Raw genomic sequence first — 19,700 nt, 5'->3', positions numbered from 1 at the left:
TACAAGATTAATTATTTTTTATTTTCTCTTGACATTTGATAGCTGGTCTTAAATATTGTTTACAATCTCATCATATACGTCTTTTGATTCTTCCTTTAAATCAAAAGTGTAATTTTTATCGACAATTTTATTAGAAATTTTTAAATCCTTAAAATATTTCTCATCTTGACCTTTTGTTTTATCTAAAGTCTCTATGCATACCAAATTATTATCTAAGTCAATTTTATTAATATTGTCTATTCCTCCAACTCCTATTACTATCTCATCTGCTAGATTTTTAGCGAATGTGTTGCTTTCATCAATAAGTTCTTGTTCGCTAGTATTATTATATTCTGAATATAATTCTCCCTTTTCAGACCTATACAATTCAGAAAATACATCTGCAACATGAGTAACATTAGTTCCTACAATCACATGAACAGAATTTCCATTCTTAGCTAGGCCGTAAGTTCCTATTTCTCTGAAGTAACCATCTTCCTTTACTAAGTCGATATCTTTTACATTAACTCTCAATCTAGTAACACAATTTGTAAAGTCTTTTATATTATCAGCTCCACCTAGACCAAACATTATATCTTTTGATAATTCGCTGTACTTATTATCAGCACCCATCTTCTTGTTTTTATCTTTTTGTTTGTATTCTTTCTTGCTATACAGCTTATAATTATCATCGGCTCTTCCAGGTGTCATAACGTTAAGTTTCTTTATTAGGAAAGAAAAAACTAAAAACCAAACCAGTATAGCACAAATTGCAATTATAATCATAGGGATATATTCTTTACCATGAGTGCTTGCTAAAGGTATCCAGTTTTCAGAAGCAGATTGTATTAGACCACCACCGAATGATCCTACAATGCCGAACTTAACCATAGCTGTTGATAAACAAGCCGCTAAAATTGAATGTACTAAAAATAACATTGGAGCGATAAATAGGAAAGTAAATTCAATCGGTTCTGTAACTCCAGTAATAAATGCTGTTAAAGCTACAGGTATCATTAGTCCCGCTACCTTTTTCCTATTTTCAGGTTTAGCACAATAATATATAGCCAAGGCAATTCCTATTGTACCAAACATCTTTGACCAACCTGTCGCCATAAAAGACGCCCATGGTGCTTGTTCTACAATTGGCGCAGGATTTCCTGCAATTTCTGGCAGCATTTGATTCCATAGAGGTCTAATACCACCATTAACTAAAACATTGTCATAATAAACTGGTGCATAAATCAGATGGTGTAAGCCAAAAGGTATAAGTATTCTTTCTAAAAAGATAAATGTAAATACACCAAATATACCAGATGAGCTCATTACTCCTTGCAATAAGAGAATAGCACTTTGAACCTTAGGCCATATCAGCGCAGAAAGAAATGCCATTGGTATCATAACTAAAAATCCTATAGCATATACTAAAGGTGCTCCTTGGAAGATTCCAATGATTTCTGGTAGACTTTTATCGAAGTATTTATTGTGGATGTATATTGATATTCCAGAAATTAATAAAGCTCCTACCATACCCATATCTAATGTTTTTATATTAGCAATATTAGCAAGTCCGCTTGCTCTCCCTACTTCTTGAGTAAAATCAATTCCGAAGAAAGGACCCCAACCAGCCAAAATAGCAGATAAGAAGTAGTTGAAAGTTAAATAAATTGCTAAGGCTTCCATACATGCTCTACCTTGTTGTTTTTTAGCAAGACCAGCAGGTAAGCCCACAACAAATAAAAGAGGCAGTTGTCTAAAAACTGTCCATCCACCTTCAAGAATAGTATTCCAGAAGTTGTACCAATTCGTTCCTTCCTTAGCTATGTCTCCAATAATAATAGGTGTAGTAAATATGGTACCAAAACCTATTATTAAACCTGCTACAGCAAATAGCATAACTGGTGTATACATAGCCCCACCAAATTTTTGGATTTTTTCCATCATAACCTTTTCCTCCTCTTGTTACAAAAATCCTTGTAAATATTTTTCACCAGACATACTCTCGTGATTTTCATAATCCTATTATATGTAAATTTTTTACATTTGTCAATCGTTTTCAGAAAATTATTTACATTTAATTGACACTAGGATGAAAAATTTATATCATATTAGTATAGGAGACTTACATATGGAAAATAATTTTTTTGATAAAATAGAAGAAATAAGTGATGACTTAACCAAATCCGAGTCTGATCTTGTTGAATATATTATAGAAAATAAAAATGACGTCATAAACTATAATATAACTGAATTAGCTGAAAAAACAAAACTATCAATAGCGACAATATCGAGATTTAGTAGAAAAATGGGTTATAGAAACTTCCAGAGACTAAAGACAGACATGAATTTATCTTTCGCAGAAGAGAGTATGATTTTCAGCACTACAAGAACTAACTCTGAAAGTAAGTCGCTTTTGGATAAAATAATTAATTCCAATATCAATTATTTGGATAGCACAATTAGAACTCTTGACTGCGAAAAAATCGATAAGATTTGTACAATTTTAAATAATTCATACAGATATAATATTTTCGGAAGTGATCTTTCGTCAATTTATTGTAATTACTTATCGCAAAACTTATCAAACACAAAGCTTATAGGAAACTACACACCAAGTATAAATCAACAAATTCTAGATAGCAAAAAACTTACTAGTAATGACTGCGCAATTATTATCGACTACGATAAGGAAGAAAATAAGGATATGACTCATATTTTCAAAATCCTTAAAATTAATAGGGTTCCTGTAATACTTTTTACAAACAAATCCTTTAATTATCTAGAACGTAATAGTGACGTTTCAATATATACAGCACCAATCACAAAAAAAGACACACTTCCAGTCCAGTCTAATTATTTTGTTATTTTTGATTATCTATTTCTATCCTATAACGATATCTAAAACTAAGCTAGGACAAAACACCCAATAATTTAATGCATAAAGATGTGGAAAGTCAAAGTTCTATTGACTTTAACCACATCTTTATTGTATAGCTAATATATTTTACCCACTACAAGTCTTTTCTAAATGTCATTGTTTCTCCTTATTCATAAAAACTGCCTAATAGAAATCTCTAACGGATCTATTAGGCAGTTAAATCTAGTTATTTAAAGCTTCTGCTTGTTTTCTACTTACTCTTTCACTTATCTTCATGAATGGTAGATATAATAATACACCAATTATGATTATCACTAATTGAACTATAATAGCTCTAAAGTCTCCTCCAGTCGCTAAGAATCCATTTAGTAATGGAGGTGTTGTCCAAGGTACAAGGACTGTACATTTGTTCATAAAACCTATGGCTGTTGCAAAATAAGCTATTATAATTCCTATAGCAGGAGTCAATACGAAAGGAATTATCATTGGTAAGTTGAATACTATTGGAAAACCAAATATAACAGGTTCGTTTATATTGAATAATCCTGGAGCAACCGCTAATTTCCCTAGTTCACTGTATTGTTGATTTTTCCTAAAGAACAAGAATGCCGCAATTAGTAGACATATGGTTGAACCAGTTCCTCCCAACATTCCAAAAGTTGGAACAAAAGTAGAGTTAATTATGTGAGGAATCTCTTTTCCTGCTGCTGCAGCCGCCATATTCTCATTCATATTAACAAGAAGCAATGGTTCAAGTATTGTTCCATTTACTACTGTTTGATGTATTCCGAATGTGAATAATAAGTTTCCGAAACTATATATTAATACTGTACCAACTAGAGATGTGTTTACTTTTCTCAATGGCTCTTGAATCATAGTTGTTATCAAAGTTATTAAGTCTGTATTAAATACTGAGTAAAGTATAAAACTTACTATAGAGAAGATAATAACTGATAGCATAGCAGGAATCATATTGTTAAATGATGCATTTACTTGTGGTGGTACATCTCCACCAATATTTACCCTAAGCTTGTCAATTTTAGAAAGTCTCAAATATATTTCAGTAGATAGTAGACCTACAATAATACCAGCAAACATTGAAGAGGTTCCTAAGTTACCATAAGTTAGACTACCTCCAACTTCAACTTCTGTTCCATCTGTCGCTGCTATTTTTAATGTTTGTGGCATCATTACTATTAGCGCTGCTATTGCAATCATTACACATGTATATGGACTTTTGTAACCCTTATTTTTAGAAAGAGTATAACCTATTATCCCACACAAGATTAATCCAGAAACATTTAAGGTTGCATTTGCTATAGAAGTTGCCCAGTAGCCTGCTGTTTGCAAGGTACTTTCACTTAATATTTTAGGAAATATTACAGAGTTTATTAATACTGCAAGACCTGCTAATATAAATAGGGGCATCATTATTGCGAAGGCATCCCTAAGTGAACGGAGGTGTACTTGAGCACCAAATTTCATAGCAGCTTCAGTAAACTTATCCATGAAGCTTCTTTTATTTGTTTCAGTCATTTTTTATCTCCTCTAAAATTTTTTGATTAAATATGTTTTGAAAATATCCAAAACTTTTTTTCTTTATTCTTCTCAAGTCCTTCAAGTCGTGATTGTCTCTATTCACGTACACAGCACCATATCTTTTTTCCATATCACCTGATGAGGAAGGTATGTCAATGAGTCCCCAGCCAAGATACCCTATACATTCAACACCATTCTTCATGGCATTTTTCATCTCTCTTATATGATCATCATGATATTTTATCCTATAATCATCTTCAATAAACTCATCTTCAGGTAACTTTTCTCTAACTCCCAAACCATTTTCTATAATGAAAACTGGAATATTAGAATCTGCATATATATTTTCCATTGATATCCTTAATCCTATTGGATCAATTTCCCAATTCCACTCGCTTCTATCAACAAATTTATTATCTATTACTTGATCCATCTCTAAAGTATTGAAATCTCTGCCATTAGCCTTCACAGTTGTTGATTGATAATAACTAAATGACATAAAGTCAGACTTTAATCTATTGAATATCTGTGAATCTTCAGAAGTAAAGTCAATATTTATCATATTTTTTTCTAGATAATTGGTGAAAAACTTAGGATAGTTTTTTCCTGTAAATACAGAAGTATATAATTTACTTAAAAATCTATCATATTGGTTAGCAATAAGAACATCTTCTGGCTTCGAACTTGCTGGATAGTAAGGGCTATAGGCAAGCATGCCTCCAATTTGTAAGTCTTCGTATTTGTCATGAATATAATTAGCAATTTCAGCATGAGCAAGAAGAGTATAGTGTTGTATATTATATATATTTTCTAATGTATGTTCTTTCTTACTACCAGCAATCTTAAAACCCATATCCATGGCATAAAGATTATGTTCATTGAAAGTTATCCAATATTTTACTTTTTCATGGAATCTATCAACAAGAATTTTCCCATATTTTACAAATTCATCCTTTACATGCCTTGAAGAAAATCCATCATATTTCTCATATAAAGCTAGGGGCATATCAAAGTGATATAGGCATATCATTGGCTCTATATTATATTCTATTATTTTATCTATCAACTTTTCATAGAATTCTAAGCCCTCTTCATTTACTTTTCCTTCACCTTCTGGAAATATTCTCGACCAAGATACTTGAAACCTATAGCAGTTCATTCCCATTTCTGCCATAAGTTTAATATCTTCTTCATATCTATGATATTCATCTATAGCTACCTTCCAATCACTTGTATTTTCTGTAGCTTCCCTTATATCATAAACAGATGGACCCTTGCCACCTTCATCATAAGCTCCTTCGGTTTGCATTGAAGAAGTTGAATTGCCCCACAAAAACTTATTCATCTTATCACCTAAGCCAATTTATCTGTAATTAATTTAGCCATTTTTGAAACACCTGTTGATGTTGGAGAATAAGCGTCAAATCCTACTTGAGCGATCTCTTTTCCATTTTTAGCTGCTTTTTGGCTATATTCATTAAAGAACATTCTAACTTGTGGACTTACTAAAACCATGTCATATTCAGGATTAGCAAACACATCCTCAGCATCAGCTGTTGTTGTAGAATCAACATGAATATCATATCCATTTTTTTCTAGATATTCACTAGCCTTTTTAGCCATCATAGAAGAGCTCATTCCTGCATTACATAATAACATAACTTTTTTCATTTCTTTTCCTCCAATTTTTCTAATTTTTTATAAATCTTTATCATTCTTCTAGCATTTTCCATAGCCATTGTAGCCATTGTTAGGTGATCTTGTGAGTGGATGAATATTATATTTATTTCATTCTCCTCACCGTTTACTTCTGCTGTCAAAAGATCTGTTTGTATTTGATGGCATTCTAAAAATTCTTCATTTGCCTTCTCTAACAATTCTTCAGCCTTTTCAAAATCATAGTTTTCTGCGGCATCCATAGCTTCACTTGATAGCGATCTGGATTCTCCTGCGTGGACTATTATTTGAAAGGCTACTTCATACATTTTTTCATTATCCATTTACTTATCCTTCCCAAAATATTTTCTTAAATTCTCCTATATTTTTAGCTTCTGATGATTTTTCTATTAGATCTTCACTGTTAAGATAGTCACCTAGCTTGTCATAATATAAGCTCAAATCTCCTCTTGTATTTCCAATTATTAGAGAATAGATTACTTTGACACGGTCATCACTCCATTTGACTTTATTTTTTGGAATCAAAACTATGGAGAAGCTTTCGCCTTCCACTTGATCAAGTATGTGAGGTAGAGCTACATTTCCATATGAGGTAAAGGCCATCTCTTCTCTTTTGAGATACTGCTCTTTTATATTCGCTTTATCAATTCCAGTCTTAGCTGATACAATGTCAGATAAGATGTCCAAGGCAGCATCCATGTCTTTTATGTCCATATCTCTTATTAGTATAGAATTATCGAAAATCCTATTAATTTCTGTGAAATTATCTACATTGAAGACATCGTTGATCTTCATAAAATCCTTCTGCTTAAATATTACATCAACATAGACAATCGGTGTGTCAGTCTTTTGCTTGATTGGAACTGATGATACTATAAAGTCGAAATTATCTAGATTGTATAGGTCGACCTTGCTTAAGTCTGTAAGAGTCAAGCTATCTATTTGCTCTTTATATTTTCTTTCTATTTGAGTCTTCATTATTTGAGCTGATGAGTTTCCTGAACCGCATACTACTAGTATATTTCTTTTAAGATAGGTGTTGTTTTCCATAGCACTTGCTATGTGAAGTGCAAGATAACCTATTTCATCATCACAGACTCTTGTCTTGTAGGTCTCGTTTATTGGCTTTGTAGCGACGGTCGCGAGCATAAAGGCTATTTGATTATCTTTGATATCATTTAGTATAGGATTTTTCATGGTTAGCCCATATCTAAGTCGTTCTATTAGAGGTCCTAGGTGGAGGGCTAAGGCAAAAAAGAGATCGATATTTGATCTAAAGTCATATTTACTAACCTTATAGATTTCATCAATCATTTTCTGGGCAAGCTCTGATATCTCCGGAGAGACCTTCTCATAATTTGTAACAGCATTCTTGCTTATGAGATGCATGGTTAGATATAAAATTTCGTCTTCAGGAAATGTCAGGTCTAGCTTTTTGCTTAATTCTTTGACTACCATATTTGCTATATTAAATTCATCATAGGAGATAACTCTCTTGGAAAGTTCATCAGATAAGTCTATATATTTTCCTTCTTTGATGCGAAGAATAGATATATAGATATGAACAACTAAGTTTTTGAAGTTGGCATAAGGCATATAGAAAGATTCTGGGAAATCTACATCTGCAATTATAGCTTGGATTCGCGTGAAAAGTTCCTTGTCACTATCCCTAGCAAAGATAGCAGGGTCTTCTCCAATTTCATTTCTTATGGCAAGCCTTATGTCTTTTTCACTTCCCTTAATCTTCATCCCATAGTAGGGCTTGCTTATTAGCTCGATATTATAAGCTTTAAGGAGCTTCCTTACCTTTTTGATATCCTTGTTAATCTGAGATAGGGATACATAAAACATATCAGCTAGCTCTTGTTGTTTGATGAAGGAGTTTGAAAAAAGAAAGAGCTTCATTATGCTTTCTATCCTAAAATCCTTGTTAGGATTTTCCTGATGGAAGTATGCATATTTGTACCAATCATGCTTCAAGAAGTTCTTGAACTTATCTTCATCTAAAATTCTAAATTGATATCCTTTTCCAGATTCTGATTCTACTATCGCCCCCTTATCTTTAATTAATGAGTTTAGTATTCCGATTTCTTTTTGAACAGTTTTGGAGCTTAACTCCAATTCTTCTCCTATTTCCTCCGAACTATGAAATCCATAATCACTTGTGAGATAATCGAATATATCTTTAGTTCTTGTTTCAATCATTTAATCACCCTTCATCATTATTATAAGAAATTACAGCTTAAACCTCCACACAAACATTTTCCCTCTACTTTTGTTTTCTTATGTGAGGAGTTTGTCACCCTTATATTTTATAGCAAAGAAAGAGAAAATAAATTTCTAATATTGTTATTTGCTACAAATTACAATTATGTAAGATAGTTAATATTTAAGCAATTACAAAAGCTCTTAAGAGACTTCTCCACTTCGGTCGAAGTAAGGGTAGGGTCATCCTGGGTTTTATTCGATTCGTCTCTCACCTTCTTATCTCGGGCCTAGTGGAGTGAAGTCGAAAGATCTCAAGAGGTTTATCCACTTCGGTCGAAGCAAGGGTGGGGTGATTCTAGATTTTACTTAATTCGTATCACACCCCCCTTATCTCTAATGGGCCTGGCCACAGCGAACGAGTGAGATGATGGCAGCACTTAATCGAGCTAGCCCTCGTCATGGACCACTGTTTTGCAAAGCAAAATAGTGTAGTATCCTTTGTTCATATTAACAAAGGATAAAAGAACTTTGAATATTATTCAAAGTTAATAAGATAAAGGGCAAGCTCTGCTATCCTCTAAGAGCCGGAAGGACTTGTCTCTGAGCCCGCAAACTAACACCGAAGGTGGCATCTCGAGCTTGTCAAGAGATCTATTAATTATACCTACCATCGAGCGTAGCCGAGATATCTCTAATAATATTCTGTATTTTTTATTAAAATTCTCCATTAAGCCACCTCGAACTTTACGTGAGAGGTCTACAGAACCTTGGGACGCATTTGGTTGGAGGTTTTGTTAGTTATGTATTTACGTAGATAACTTGAACTATTATATCTACATGTTATCATAGACTGTAGATCTCTCAGTCGTACCTCCTTCGAGATGGCGGTAATTGTACGATATTATTTTATTAGGATTTTAAAATAATTATAATTTTACAATTTCTCGTGAGGGTTCTCATGAGTTTTATTCGATTCGTTTCTCACCTTCTTATCTCGGGCCTAGTGGAACGCAGTCGAGGGATCTCCTTTCCTCCCTATTAGTTTTCTTATAGCCATCTTTGGACTTTCTTTTTATTTATCTTATAATTATAATAGAAAAGAAAGGAATTGATATGGAAAAGATTATTGCAATCGATGTTGACGGGACTCTTCTTAATGATGATAAGAAGATTAGTCAAAGGACTAAGGATAGTCTGATTAGGCTTAGGGAGGCCGGCCATAAGCTTGTTATCGCTTCTGGGAGGGACTATTCTGGGACTGAGTTTATAGCCAAAGAACTTGATTTTGATAGGTATGGAGGCTTTCTGTCAAACTTTAATGGAGGAAGGATTACCGATTATCATACAGGAGAGATTATAACTAACCACACTCTAAGCCTTGATTTTATGAAGGAGTTTCTCGATTTTATTAGGGATCTCGATATAGATATAATGATTTACAACGAGGGAAAGATTTTTACCAATAGTATGGACACATATTGGCTTCATGAGACTGCTAGTATGAATAATATGGAGATTGTCCTAAGGGAGAATTTGATAGATGATATTGACTTTGAGCCAAATAATATCCTTCTTTCCCAGGATCCTTCAAGGATTGATCCTCCATCACAGAAAATCTACGAGAAATTCGGCGATGTAAGTACGCAAGTTAAGTCAACTCCTTGGTATTATGAGATTATGCCAAAGGGAATCAATAAGGGAAAGAGCCTTATAGAAATTGCCGCTTATTACAAAACCGACCCAGCAAACACCATAGCCTTCGGAGATGAGATGAATGATTATTCTATGATTGAGGCTGCAGGAGTCGGTGTTGCTATGGGAAATGCCGTAGGGGGAATAAAGGAAATTGCCGATTATGTAACTCTTTCCAACAACGAAGACGGGATAGCCTCCTATATAGAAGAGTTTATTTTATAAGAAGACTTTCAAAATAGGAAGAAATTCTGTATACTAGTAGTGAGTTTAAGTAAAAGGAGTAATTTATGAATTGTATCATAGCCCAATCAGGTGGGCCTACCAGTGTTATCAACTCATCTCTTGCTGGAGTCATCCAGGGAGCCCTTGATAATAATTTCGACAACATTTACCTAAGTCTTCATGGAATTGAGGGAATTATCAAAAAAGATATCCTAGAAGTCGATAAGAAAAAGTTTGTTAGAGAGGGGGTTAAGGAAAAGCTTATGGCTCGTCCTTCTTCTATCCTAGGATCTTGCAGGTTCAAGCTTGCCGAAGATCTCAACGATGATATTTACAAGAAGATTTTCGATATTTTACTAGAAAAAGAAATAAATGTTTTTGTCTACATAGGCGGAAATGACTCAATGGATACAGTAAAGAAGCTAAACACCTATATTTTATCTAATAATATTGAAGGAATTAATGTTATAGGCTGTCCAAAGACCATAGACAACGACCTCAATGGTATGGATCATTCCCCAGGTTTTGGATCTGCTGCCAAATACATATGCCAAAGCCTAAGGACTATCAGGGCCGATGTCGATATATACGATCTCGAATCTGTAACTATAGTAGAAATAATGGGTCGCCACGCAGGCTGGCTTGCTGCTTCATCCCTTCTAGCTGACTACGGCTATCACAAAGAGCTTGTCAATCTAGTCTACGTCCCAGAAGAGAGCAAGTCCCTAAAGGAAATTGAAGAAGAGGTCAAGGAAAAGCTAAAGACAGAAAAAAATCTCATCATAGCTATGGCAGAAGGCTTCCGTGACACAGATTCCTACCTTGATAAGCCTATGTTTTCCAATAGTGACGATGGCTTCAACCACCCTATAGTAAGTGGTGTTGCCCAAAGACTTGCAGACTATCTGAGAGATAAACTCGACGTTAAATCAAGGGCAGTGGAGCTAAACATAGTCCAAAGAACTTCCAATCACATCTCAAAAACAGATGCAGACGAAGCCTTTAAGCTAGGCTACTTGGCCTTAAAGCTAGGTCTTGATAAGACAAATCTAATCCCAGTTCTTAGAAGAAAAGAAGGAAAATCCTACGAAGTCTTCTACACAGAGGTAGAACCAGACCTAATAGCCAACAAGGAAATGAAAATCCCAGAAGCCTGGCTTAAGGATAGAAAAATCCTAAGAGAAAAAATCACAGCCTACGCCCTCCCTCTTATCCAAGGAGAAGTAGAGCAAAGATACGAAAATGGCATGCCTGTTTTTGTTGAGCTTTCTGATTTTGCTAAATAGATCTTTAATCTGAGGATAAATCATGTCTCTTATAATTAATATAAAATATAATGGCGAAAATAGGATGGTAGAGAAATTTGCTAAAGAAATGATAGAAAGTGGAACAGTTGATGAAATCAGAAAAGAGTCAGGTAACATAAGCTATGAATATTACATTTCCCTAGAAAATCCAAACTGCCTTCTTCTGATAGATAGGTGGAAAGACCAAGAAAGCTTAGACAAGCACCATGCATCACCCATGATGAAGACAATAAAAAATCTCCGCGATAAATACGATCTCCATATGACCGTAGAAAGATTCGTTGAAGATAGGTCAGACCTCGGAAAAGGTGATGGAAAATTTATTAGGAAATAATTTTAATTAAAATAGAAATGGACCTACCAATTGATAGGTCTATTTCTATACTAGATTTTTTTCAAGTGATTGTGCAATGCACCAATCAAATTCGCATCATTAAAAAACTTACAATTTATCACGTCAGGCTTTTTAAGGTCAAAGCCTATAGAATCATATATTTTATCTATTTCTTCTAGTAATATTTTATATGTTAAACTTTGCCTACTAATACCTCCACCAATGGCGAAAATATCAGGATTTATAATGAAATTGAGGTTATAGATTAAAAACGCAAGCTTTGACATATACTTCCTTATTTCTTCTAAAGCAACTTCATTTCCATTATTAGCTAGTTCAAAAATATACTCTCCATTAGAATTTTCCTTATTAAGTTTAAGTTTTTCAGATACATTCTTCACCATATTAGGAACGCTTATATTCCAACCTATAGCATCGGAAATTTCTTTATTTGAATCCATATTAGAAAGGATAAACGAAAACTCCCCGGCAGTCAAATCTCTGCCCTTGTAGATTTCATCATTAATTATAATAGCCCCACCTACACCAGTGCCAAGTACTATAACCACACAATTTTTATAATCTTTAATATTTCCCTTCCAATGTTCTGCAAGCGCTGCACATTTTGCGTCATTTTCCACAGATACTTTCATGTTAAATCTCTCAGACAAGTCATCGACTATATTCCAATTTTTAATATAATCAAGACTTCCTCCGTTAACCATAAAACCTGTATCGGAATTAACAAATCCTGGCATTGAAAGAGCGATAGAATCAATCTCATTTCTATATATTTCCACAACTTTTTCAAGTGATCTTATAAACTCTTCCTTGCTTGTCCTGATAGTAGAAAACCTATCCTTAAACTTTATATTCGCATGATCATCCATCAAGGCATATTTTGTGTTAGTTCCTCCTACATCAAATACAAGATACATAAATTACTCCAAATCTTCTCCATTAGAGGCGATTACCTTCTTGTACCAATCAAAAGACTTCTTCTTGCTTCTCTTAAGAGTCCCTTCACCATAATCATCACGGTCAACATAGATAAATCCGTAACGCTTGCTCATCTCTCCCGTTCCTGCAGAAACAAGATCTATTGGACCCCAAGTTGTATAGCCAAGAATATCTGCTCCATCAAGCTCAACTGCATTTTTCATTGCTTTTATATGAGCTCTAAGATAATCTATCCTATAATCGTCTTCAACATATCCATTTTCATCAGGAATATCCTTTGCCCCAAGACCATTTTCTACAACGAAAAGTGGTTTTTGGTATCTGTCATGAATTTCATTTATGGTTATTCTAAATCCAAGCGGATCTATTTGCCAGCCCCATTCGGTTTTATCTAGGTATGGATTTTCTATAGTATCAAGCAAGTTAGCTTTATCAAGTGCTGCATTTTTATCTCCGCTGATTGTTCTTGTTGTATAGTAAGAGAAGGAGATAAAGTCAATGGTATTTTCTCTTAGAAGTTTTTCATCTTCCTCGGTTATTTCTGGCATGATGCCTTCTCTTTCAAGTTTTTTGACCATGTAAGATGGATAGTAACCTCTTGATTGAACATCTACAAAGAAGTAGTTGTTTCTATCTGCTTCTTGGGCAGCTAGGACGTCTTCTGGTTTGCAGGCTGCTGGATAGTATTTACCTGCAGCAAGCATACATCCCATCATTATTTCTGGGTCAACTTCTTTAGTGATTTGTTTAGCTCTTGCTGATGCCACCAGCTCATGGTGAGCAGCTAGGTATTGGATTTCCTTAATATTTTCGTCTTCTTCAAAGTACAGACCAGCGCCCATAAATGGAGCTGCCATTAAAACATTCATTTCGTTGAAGTTTAGGTAATATTTAACCTTACCTTTAAATCTTTCTATGACAGTTCTAACAAATTTTGCATAGAATTCGATAGTTTTTCTATTTCTCCATCCACCGTATTTATTTGCTAGATGCATTGGAAAGTCAAAGTGAACTAATGTAATTAGTGGCTCAATATCGTATTTCAAACATTCATCTATGATAGCTTCATAAAATTTTAGGCCTTTTTCATTTGGAGTCTCTTCATCACCTAAAGGGAAGATTCTAGTCCAGGCTATAGAAAATCTATAAACTCCAAAGCCCATTTCTGCAAAAAGCTTGATATCTTCTTTGTAGTTATGATACATGTCAATAGAATGCTTGGCAGGGTAGAAGTGGTCATCATCAAATTCAAGCATTTTTTGTCTGCCAGTTATAACTGCAAGTCTATCTTCCCCCACTGGGCAAAGATCCACATTAGCAAGCCCTCTTCCATCCACATCATAAGCTCCTTCACATTGGTTGGCAGCTGTTGCGCCACCCCATAAAAAGTCTTTTCTAAATGTCATTGTTTCTCCTTATAACAAATACTCTTCTATTAGATATACCGGTGTACAGCTCCAAGCGTGGCAGAAACTTGATATTATCGGACTACCGTATGGTGAATAATCTTGATTATTAGGATCAAACGCTTCCCAAAAAGTATCAGCACCTAAATAAATCATTTTTCCCCAATAACCCTTAACAAAAGATACTGTTTCTTCTTCTAAGCCACTAACAAACATAGCTTCAGCTATATGATGATACATATAAGGAGTAGCTATATTTTTGACTGGAAATAGGCTATTGATTGTTTCTTTCATTATTTCCTTATTCTTGTCATTATCAAATACTCCAGCTAATATCATCCAAACTTGGCTAGCTATATTATATTCGTTTTCTCCACTTACAAACAATTTTTTGTCTGAATTGAAGAGTTTATCTTTTGAATAATTAATTAACTTGTCTAGAATGTTTTGATATTTTGAATAATCATCCCCAGCTAGTTTTGCAAGGGAGATAAATTTCTTCAATGAATATATCATTATAGCTTGACCTGAAGTTGTTTTATCAAATTCATTAGACCAATCCACAAATATAGGGTATTTATCATCAGTTAATAGCAAACCATCTTCACTTACATACTTGATAGAATAATCCATTTGTTTTTTCGCTATTGGATATAGGTCTTCCAGTAATTTTATATCATAGTCTTCGTTTAAATAGTCATACAGACATACGCCAAAGAACAGAGAGTATTCAAACAAAAATGTATCATCCGGTTGAGGAAATGGCTTTGTAAATACATTAGCTGAAATTCTGCCATCTTCGACAGTCATACCGGCAAATAAATATAGACATCTTTTTACAAGTTCATATCTATTAAAAGTTTTATAGTTGGCTAAGGCTTGAAGTCTAAGGTCTCCCAACCATAACCTCCTATCTCTCTTAGGGCCATCCTCAAAAACGTCAGTCATACAATCTTCTAAGGTTTTAACGGAAACTTCATAAATCTTCTCTAAAATAGGATCGTTTAATTCAGGAATCTTGATTGATTCACTGTTTGCTGAAGTTTCAGTTACTACTTGTGGATTCTTAAATACTGCTGACCACTTAGGAGATGTGTCGATTACTTTTATCTCAACAAACCTAAATGCATATCTTCTTGGCAATTCTAACAAACATGGTAATTCATCCAAGTGAATAAATTCTTCTTGTATCCAAGAGCTTGATAACCATCCATCATAATCTTCAGATTTATATCTAAGTTCAGCAGCTACCTCTGCAAATCTCAACCTTATACATAAGGGAGCATCCATCGGTGAACCAATAGATTCAATATTTATGCTAAACTTACCCACATAGTGATTTTTAAAATCAATAATTAAGCTATCACCTTTGTTAAGTGCTTTCTCATTTAAATCTCCATCTATTTCATTTATACCTACACCTTCAAACTTAGACTTATCCTCTAGTAATTCAACCAACCTATAACTAGATACTGTCCTGGGTAATATATTAGGCTTAAATTCTTCTGCTTTATTAAGCAGATATTTATCCCTATTAAATTTTATATCTCTATTTATTTGAAACTCAAAAGCCAAAATCTCCTCCTAATTTCTTCCTATATTATATTTTTTTTGTAATCTTATTTGTAAAAATCCGAATATACCTGCTATAGCAATTAATCCTGCAAATGCAATCATAGTTGTTCTTATATTTTCAGGCATTACTAAAACAGGTGTAATTATTGCAAATCCTGCACAAAGCAGCCTAGAAAATCCATTAATAAATCCTTGTACACTTGATCTATATTCTGATGGAAAAGACTCTTGTGTCCACACCTTATACATTGCTTCCCCTGCTAGAGTTGATCCAATATTTTGTAGAGCTAACCAAACAACTATTAACACAATATTACTTGCTGTCATTGCTAATCCAATTAAAGCTGTAATAATTGTTATTATTCCTATAGAAAATGCTACATTCCTATTTTTCCCACCAGCTATTTTTGAAAATAACATAGCTACAATCAAAATAAGAACAGTTAAAACCAATCCTGCACCTGTAGCAAAAGTTTGGCTTGCATTAGCCTTTACTAGCATAAATGTTTGAAACTGTCCAAATGTATTTGCTAATAAATTCCATCCACAATAAAATACAATTATACATACAAAAAATTGTAAATATTTTTTATCTCCTTTAAATAACAAGTCTATCAACGATACTTTTTTATCGTTCTTTACCTCTTTAGGAGCTAGATCGTGAATTTTCTTAATATTGGAATTAGTATTTCTAAATACTATAGTTAAAATTGAAACTAAAAGCATTGTCCCCATGACGATTTGTGCTGACAAAGCTCCATTCATTTTTGAAGTTATAAAAGCAACTATCACAGAAACAAGAATACCGATTGTCCAGTATACTTGAGTTTCGGATATCATTTCAGCACTCTTTTTTTCATCAGGTGCATCATGAGAAATCACTGTTAGTGAAACTGGAAGATCTACTCCTGTTGCAAATCCAGCTAAAACTGTTCCTACTGAAAGCATAGGGAAATTTTTAGCTAATATGATTAAAATAGATCCTATGATAAAAAGAATATTAATTTTATTAAAGGCATTAACTAGTCCCATTTTTTTACTAATTTTCCCAGCCAAGAATGATCCTATAGCTATAGAAAATGTTAATAGACTTGATACAATCCCAACTTGGCTAGTTGTTAAATTCAATACATTTTGCCAAATTGTAATTGTTGATGCAATTCCTACGATAAGTCCTGAGCCTAATACTGATCCTAAGCCAGAGCTTAAGACTAATGGTTTATAGTTTATTTCTTCTTTATAATTCATTACTTACTTCCCTCTTTTCTAAATCATTTCTTATTGCCTCTAACTGGTCATCTAGCTTATATCTCATCATAACTATTATTGAGCCTATGGTTAAAATTATAGGTATAAATAAGTACATAGCTTTTATGGATGTAATAGCTGATGCAGTTTGTACAGTACTAGAACCTTGATATCCTCCCCAAGCTATTAATAAACCTGATAGGCCTCCAGCTATTGCTTGAGCTATTTTTCCTATAAATCCATTTATCGCAGATAGACTACCTGATGTATCCACGCCTGTCTTCCAGATTCCATAATCTACTGGATCTGCTTGCATTGAGAAATAAATTGATACCTTAACTCCAAATCCAATTGCAGATATTCCTACACCAATTAATGAACCCATGACATTAAGACCTGCTAGAAAAACAACTACTATACCCATTAGCTGTACTATTGATGAGTATATAAATAGTTTCTTCTTACTTGTCATCTTTGATAGAAAAGGAACCATGAGGTTAGATGCTACTGGTAATAATGTATTTAAGGTTGCAGCTGTAACAGAAAGGTCCTTATTTCCTAGAACAGATGTGAAATAATAAACCAATGATCCACTTTGAATAAATAGAGCTGTCCACATAAATATAATATTTAGGGCAAATATCTTCCAAGGTTCGTTTTCTTTTAAAGATTTAACTGAATCTCCTAAACTTATTTTGTCTTTAGTAGGATTTCCTACCTCTCTAACTGTAAAGAAAGTTATGAAAAATATTATTGAACTTATGATTCCAAATATTAACATTACATATTTAAATCCAACAGCATCATTTCCATTACCTAATCTCTCTACAAGCTTCAATCCAAGATAGGAAACAGTTGTTGATCCTAAAAATGCAAAAAATTGTCTAACAGTTGCTAAATTAGTTCTTTCTTGTGGGTCTGTAGTTAATGATGGCAAAATAGATGCCATAGGAATGTTTACTACTGTATACATGAATGATAATCCTATATAGGTTGCATACATATAAATAACCTTGCCACTCACACTCATTGATTCAGGAACCGAAAATGTTAAATAAGCAAATATGGCAAAAGGTATAGCTCCCCATAAAAAATATGGTCTTGATTTCCCCCACCTTGTATTTGTATTATCAATTGCATATCCTATCAATAAGTCAGTAAATCCATCAATAATCCTAGTAACTAAAAACATACTAGCTATCTGTAAACCATTCATTTTTACTACATCAGTATAATAAAACATCAAGTATAAGGATATCATTTGCCATATTAAGTTACATGCATAATCAGCAAGTCCATATCCTATTCTTTGCTTCCAAATAAAGCTTCTTGGTAAATTCATTGATTATCCTCCTTCAAAACTATTAAATCAAGAATTTCAATACTGCAGATCATTTCGAATTTTTGAAATCCTTTTCTTACTAATTTAATTATAGAATAAATCTCAAAAATATAGTATGATGTAATAAATCAAGTTTAATTGATCTTTTATGATATTTGAGAGGAATATATGGATAGGGATAATATATTAAAATTAATTGAAAAAATGGAAGAAGATGAGATATTTTACCAAAACTATTTCAATGCTTGCGGAAATGGAAAATCTCTAAATGAATTTATTTCTAGCCTGGATAGGGATGAATTATACGAAAGAAAACTTATAGTCCCAGAAATCAAGGGATCTTGGAATCCAATAAATATGACTGATGAGATGATGTATGATTTTAATAATAATAAAGAAATAACTCTCAGCAAGCACTATAGATATACGCCTATGTTTTCACACAAGCACTCATTTTATGAGGTAGTTTACTGTCTAAAAGGTTCATGCAAACAGTTCATTAACAATTATGATATAAGTTTAAAAGAAGGATATTTCTGCATAATTCCACCCGATACATCGCATAGTATTGGTGTATTTGATGATTCACTAATAATAAATATCATAATTTGGAGAGGCGCATTCGAAGATATTTTTTACAATTTACTAAGAAAGTCAAATAAAATATCAGATTTTTTCAACCAATCTTTATTTTTATATGATCAAAACAACTACATGATTGTAGATACAACAAAAGATACTGAAATAAAAAATTTAATTCTTGATTTATATTATGAAAATCTAAAAAACGAGAATAATTCTGAGTTAGTTACTAACTCATTAGTTGTATTAATATTCTCTCTAATTGTAAAACGATACGATGATAATATATATTTTCCAGACCAATCTAAAACACCCTCTCCAATAGTTACAGAAATGATTTCTTATATGGAACACCAATTTAAGTCCATCACATTATCTAAATTGGCAAAGAGATTTAATTACTCAGAGAGTCATTGTTCAAGAATTATAAAATCAAACACAGGAAAAACATTTACAAATATCATTCTTGATATAAAATTTAATAAAGCAAAGAATTTGCTAAAAAAAAGCTCGCATTCCATTGAAGAAATTGCTATTCTTTCAGGATTCAATAATATAGAACATTTTCAAAGACTTTTCAAAAAACATTATGACATAACACCTGGTAAATATCGAGGTTCATTCAAATAAAAGCCTTATTTTTCTATATTGTATAAAAAAGGGTCTGTTACAGAATGAATAAATCGTACCATTATCGTTAGAAGAACTTTCACGGAAAGTCACAATAAGCCGATAGGCTACAAGCCTC

Annotated in this window: 16 protein-coding genes; 5 read left to right on the top strand and 11 right to left on the bottom strand. The window is 33.2% G+C overall.

The features are described 5' to 3' along the window. Positions 1 to 48: 48 nt before the first annotated feature. Positions 49 to 1,923 carry an alpha-glucoside-specific PTS transporter subunit IIBC gene (locus tag C7D97_RS08365; RefSeq protein ID WP_105301602.1) on the bottom strand — a complete coding sequence of 625 codons (1,875 nt, stop codon included), beginning with the start codon at positions 1,921 to 1,923 and terminating at the stop codon, positions 49 to 51. Between the two features lie 184 nt (positions 1,924 to 2,107). On the opposite strand from C7D97_RS08365, the gene C7D97_RS08360 reads away from it, so the two are divergent. Further along, positions 2,108 to 2,881, top strand: coding sequence for a MurR/RpiR family transcriptional regulator (locus C7D97_RS08360; protein ID WP_158679127.1), 774 nt, complete (start codon positions 2,108 to 2,110; stop codon positions 2,879 to 2,881). Between the two features lie 198 nt (positions 2,882 to 3,079). Here the strand turns inward: C7D97_RS08360 and C7D97_RS08355 are convergent, their stop codons facing one another. Genes C7D97_RS08355 through C7D97_RS08335 form a run of 5 tightly spaced genes read right to left on the bottom strand, consistent with a single transcriptional unit; the run spans position 3,080 to position 8,278 of the window. Continuing rightward, positions 3,080 to 4,393 carry a PTS sugar transporter subunit IIC gene (locus C7D97_RS08355; RefSeq protein ID WP_105301600.1) on the bottom strand — a complete coding sequence of 438 codons (1,314 nt, stop codon included), beginning with the start codon at positions 4,391 to 4,393 and terminating at the stop codon, positions 3,080 to 3,082. Beyond that, entirely contained in the window at positions 4,386 to 5,741 is a 1,356-nt protein-coding gene (locus C7D97_RS08350) for a glycoside hydrolase family 1 protein (protein ID WP_105301599.1), read from the bottom strand. Before C7D97_RS08350 ends, C7D97_RS08355 begins: the two co-directional genes overlap by 8 nt. Before the next feature lie 8 nt (positions 5,742 to 5,749). Further along, entirely contained in the window at positions 5,750 to 6,067 is a 318-nt protein-coding gene (locus C7D97_RS08345; RefSeq protein ID WP_105301598.1) for a PTS cellobiose transporter subunit IIB, read from the bottom strand. After that, positions 6,064 to 6,396 (bottom strand): PTS lactose/cellobiose transporter subunit IIA, encoded by a 333-nt coding sequence (locus C7D97_RS08340; protein ID WP_105301597.1) that lies wholly within the window; start codon positions 6,394 to 6,396, stop codon positions 6,064 to 6,066. Before C7D97_RS08340 ends, C7D97_RS08345 begins: the two co-directional genes overlap by 4 nt. Before the next feature lie 4 nt (positions 6,397 to 6,400). Further along, entirely contained in the window at positions 6,401 to 8,278 is a 1,878-nt protein-coding gene (locus C7D97_RS08335) for a BglG family transcription antiterminator (RefSeq protein WP_105301596.1), read from the bottom strand. Between the two features lie 1,116 nt (positions 8,279 to 9,394). On the opposite strand from C7D97_RS08335, the gene C7D97_RS08330 reads away from it, so the two are divergent. The 3 genes from C7D97_RS08330 (at position 9,395) to C7D97_RS08320 (ending at position 11,839) form a co-directional block, all read left to right on the top strand. Beyond that, complete coding sequence (locus C7D97_RS08330; RefSeq protein WP_105301595.1) at positions 9,395 to 10,198, top strand: Cof-type HAD-IIB family hydrolase; 804 nt, start codon at positions 9,395 to 9,397, stop codon at positions 10,196 to 10,198. A gap of 65 nt (positions 10,199 to 10,263) precedes the next feature. Beyond that, positions 10,264 to 11,484 (top strand): diphosphate--fructose-6-phosphate 1-phosphotransferase, encoded by a 1,221-nt coding sequence (locus C7D97_RS08325; protein WP_105301594.1) that lies wholly within the window; start codon positions 10,264 to 10,266, stop codon positions 11,482 to 11,484. Between the two features lie 22 nt (positions 11,485 to 11,506). Continuing rightward, the gene (locus C7D97_RS08320; RefSeq protein ID WP_105301593.1) at positions 11,507 to 11,839 is read left to right on the top strand and encodes a putative quinol monooxygenase; all 333 of its coding nucleotides are present in this window, start codon (positions 11,507 to 11,509) and stop codon (positions 11,837 to 11,839) included. Between the two features lie 50 nt (positions 11,840 to 11,889). Here the strand turns inward: C7D97_RS08320 and C7D97_RS08315 are convergent, their stop codons facing one another. From C7D97_RS08315 to C7D97_RS08295, 5 genes are read right to left on the bottom strand one after another with little or no spacing between them, the layout of a single operon-like run. Continuing rightward, positions 11,890 to 12,777 (bottom strand): ROK family protein, encoded by an 888-nt coding sequence (locus C7D97_RS08315; RefSeq protein WP_105301592.1) that lies wholly within the window; start codon positions 12,775 to 12,777, stop codon positions 11,890 to 11,892. A gap of 3 nt (positions 12,778 to 12,780) precedes the next feature. After that, entirely contained in the window at positions 12,781 to 14,205 is a 1,425-nt protein-coding gene (locus tag C7D97_RS08310; RefSeq protein ID WP_105301591.1) for a 6-phospho-beta-glucosidase, read from the bottom strand. Positions 14,206 to 14,214: 9 nt separating this feature from the next. Next, positions 14,215 to 15,780, bottom strand: coding sequence for an alpha-L-rhamnosidase-related protein (locus tag C7D97_RS08305; RefSeq protein ID WP_105301590.1), 1,566 nt, complete (start codon positions 15,778 to 15,780; stop codon positions 14,215 to 14,217). Positions 15,781 to 15,789: 9 nt separating this feature from the next. Next, positions 15,790 to 17,028: an MFS transporter gene (locus tag C7D97_RS08300; RefSeq protein WP_105301589.1), complete on the bottom strand. Its 1,239-nt coding sequence runs from the start codon at positions 17,026 to 17,028 to the stop codon at positions 15,790 to 15,792. Then, on the bottom strand, positions 17,018 to 18,370 hold the full coding sequence (locus tag C7D97_RS08295; RefSeq protein ID WP_105301588.1) for an MFS transporter: 1,353 nt from the start codon (positions 18,368 to 18,370) through the stop codon (positions 17,018 to 17,020). Before C7D97_RS08295 ends, C7D97_RS08300 begins: the two co-directional genes overlap by 11 nt. A gap of 168 nt (positions 18,371 to 18,538) precedes the next feature. Between C7D97_RS08295 and C7D97_RS08290 the strand changes: the two genes are divergently transcribed. Beyond that, on the top strand, positions 18,539 to 19,582 hold the full coding sequence (locus C7D97_RS08290) for an AraC family transcriptional regulator (RefSeq protein WP_105301587.1): 1,044 nt from the start codon (positions 18,539 to 18,541) through the stop codon (positions 19,580 to 19,582). Positions 19,583 to 19,700 lie beyond the last annotated feature (118 nt).

It is taken from the genome of Anaerococcus marasmi, assembly GCF_900290195.1.
In the GTDB taxonomy this organism is placed as follows: Bacteria; Bacillota; Clostridia; order Tissierellales; family Peptoniphilaceae; genus Anaerococcus; species Anaerococcus marasmi.
The sequence above is the reverse complement of the archived record's forward strand: the minus strand, read 5'-3'. Positions and strand labels throughout refer to the sequence as shown.

Bases quoted from the DNA above. Each gene is read 5' to 3' on its own strand.
- C7D97_RS08365 (WP_105301602.1), bottom strand. From the start codon at position 1,923: ATGATGGAAAAAATCCAAAAATTTGGTGGGGCTATGTATACACCAGTT.
- C7D97_RS08360 (WP_158679127.1), top strand. From the start codon at position 2,108: ATGGAAAATAATTTTTTTGATAAAATAGAAGAAATAAGTGATGACTTA.
- C7D97_RS08355 (WP_105301600.1), bottom strand. From the start codon at position 4,393: ATGACTGAAACAAATAAAAGAAGCTTCATGGATAAGTTTACTGAAGCT.
- C7D97_RS08350 (WP_105301599.1), bottom strand. From the start codon at position 5,741: ATGAATAAGTTTTTGTGGGGCAATTCAACTTCTTCAATGCAAACCGAA.
- C7D97_RS08345 (WP_105301598.1), bottom strand. From the start codon at position 6,067: ATGAAAAAAGTTATGTTATTATGTAATGCAGGAATGAGCTCTTCTATG.
- C7D97_RS08340 (WP_105301597.1), bottom strand. From the start codon at position 6,396: ATGGATAATGAAAAAATGTATGAAGTAGCCTTTCAAATAATAGTCCAC.
- C7D97_RS08335 (WP_105301596.1), bottom strand. From the start codon at position 8,278: ATGATTGAAACAAGAACTAAAGATATATTCGATTATCTCACAAGTGAT.
- C7D97_RS08330 (WP_105301595.1), top strand. From the start codon at position 9,395: ATGGAAAAGATTATTGCAATCGATGTTGACGGGACTCTTCTTAATGAT.
- C7D97_RS08325 (WP_105301594.1), top strand. From the start codon at position 10,264: ATGAATTGTATCATAGCCCAATCAGGTGGGCCTACCAGTGTTATCAAC.
- C7D97_RS08320 (WP_105301593.1), top strand. From the start codon at position 11,507: ATGTCTCTTATAATTAATATAAAATATAATGGCGAAAATAGGATGGTA.
- C7D97_RS08315 (WP_105301592.1), bottom strand. From the start codon at position 12,777: ATGTATCTTGTATTTGATGTAGGAGGAACTAACACAAAATATGCCTTG.
- C7D97_RS08310 (WP_105301591.1), bottom strand. From the start codon at position 14,205: ATGACATTTAGAAAAGACTTTTTATGGGGTGGCGCAACAGCTGCCAAC.
- C7D97_RS08300 (WP_105301589.1), bottom strand. From the start codon at position 17,028: ATGAATTATAAAGAAGAAATAAACTATAAACCATTAGTCTTAAGCTCT.
- C7D97_RS08295 (WP_105301588.1), bottom strand. From the start codon at position 18,370: ATGAATTTACCAAGAAGCTTTATTTGGAAGCAAAGAATAGGATATGGA.
- C7D97_RS08290 (WP_105301587.1), top strand. From the start codon at position 18,539: ATGGATAGGGATAATATATTAAAATTAATTGAAAAAATGGAAGAAGAT.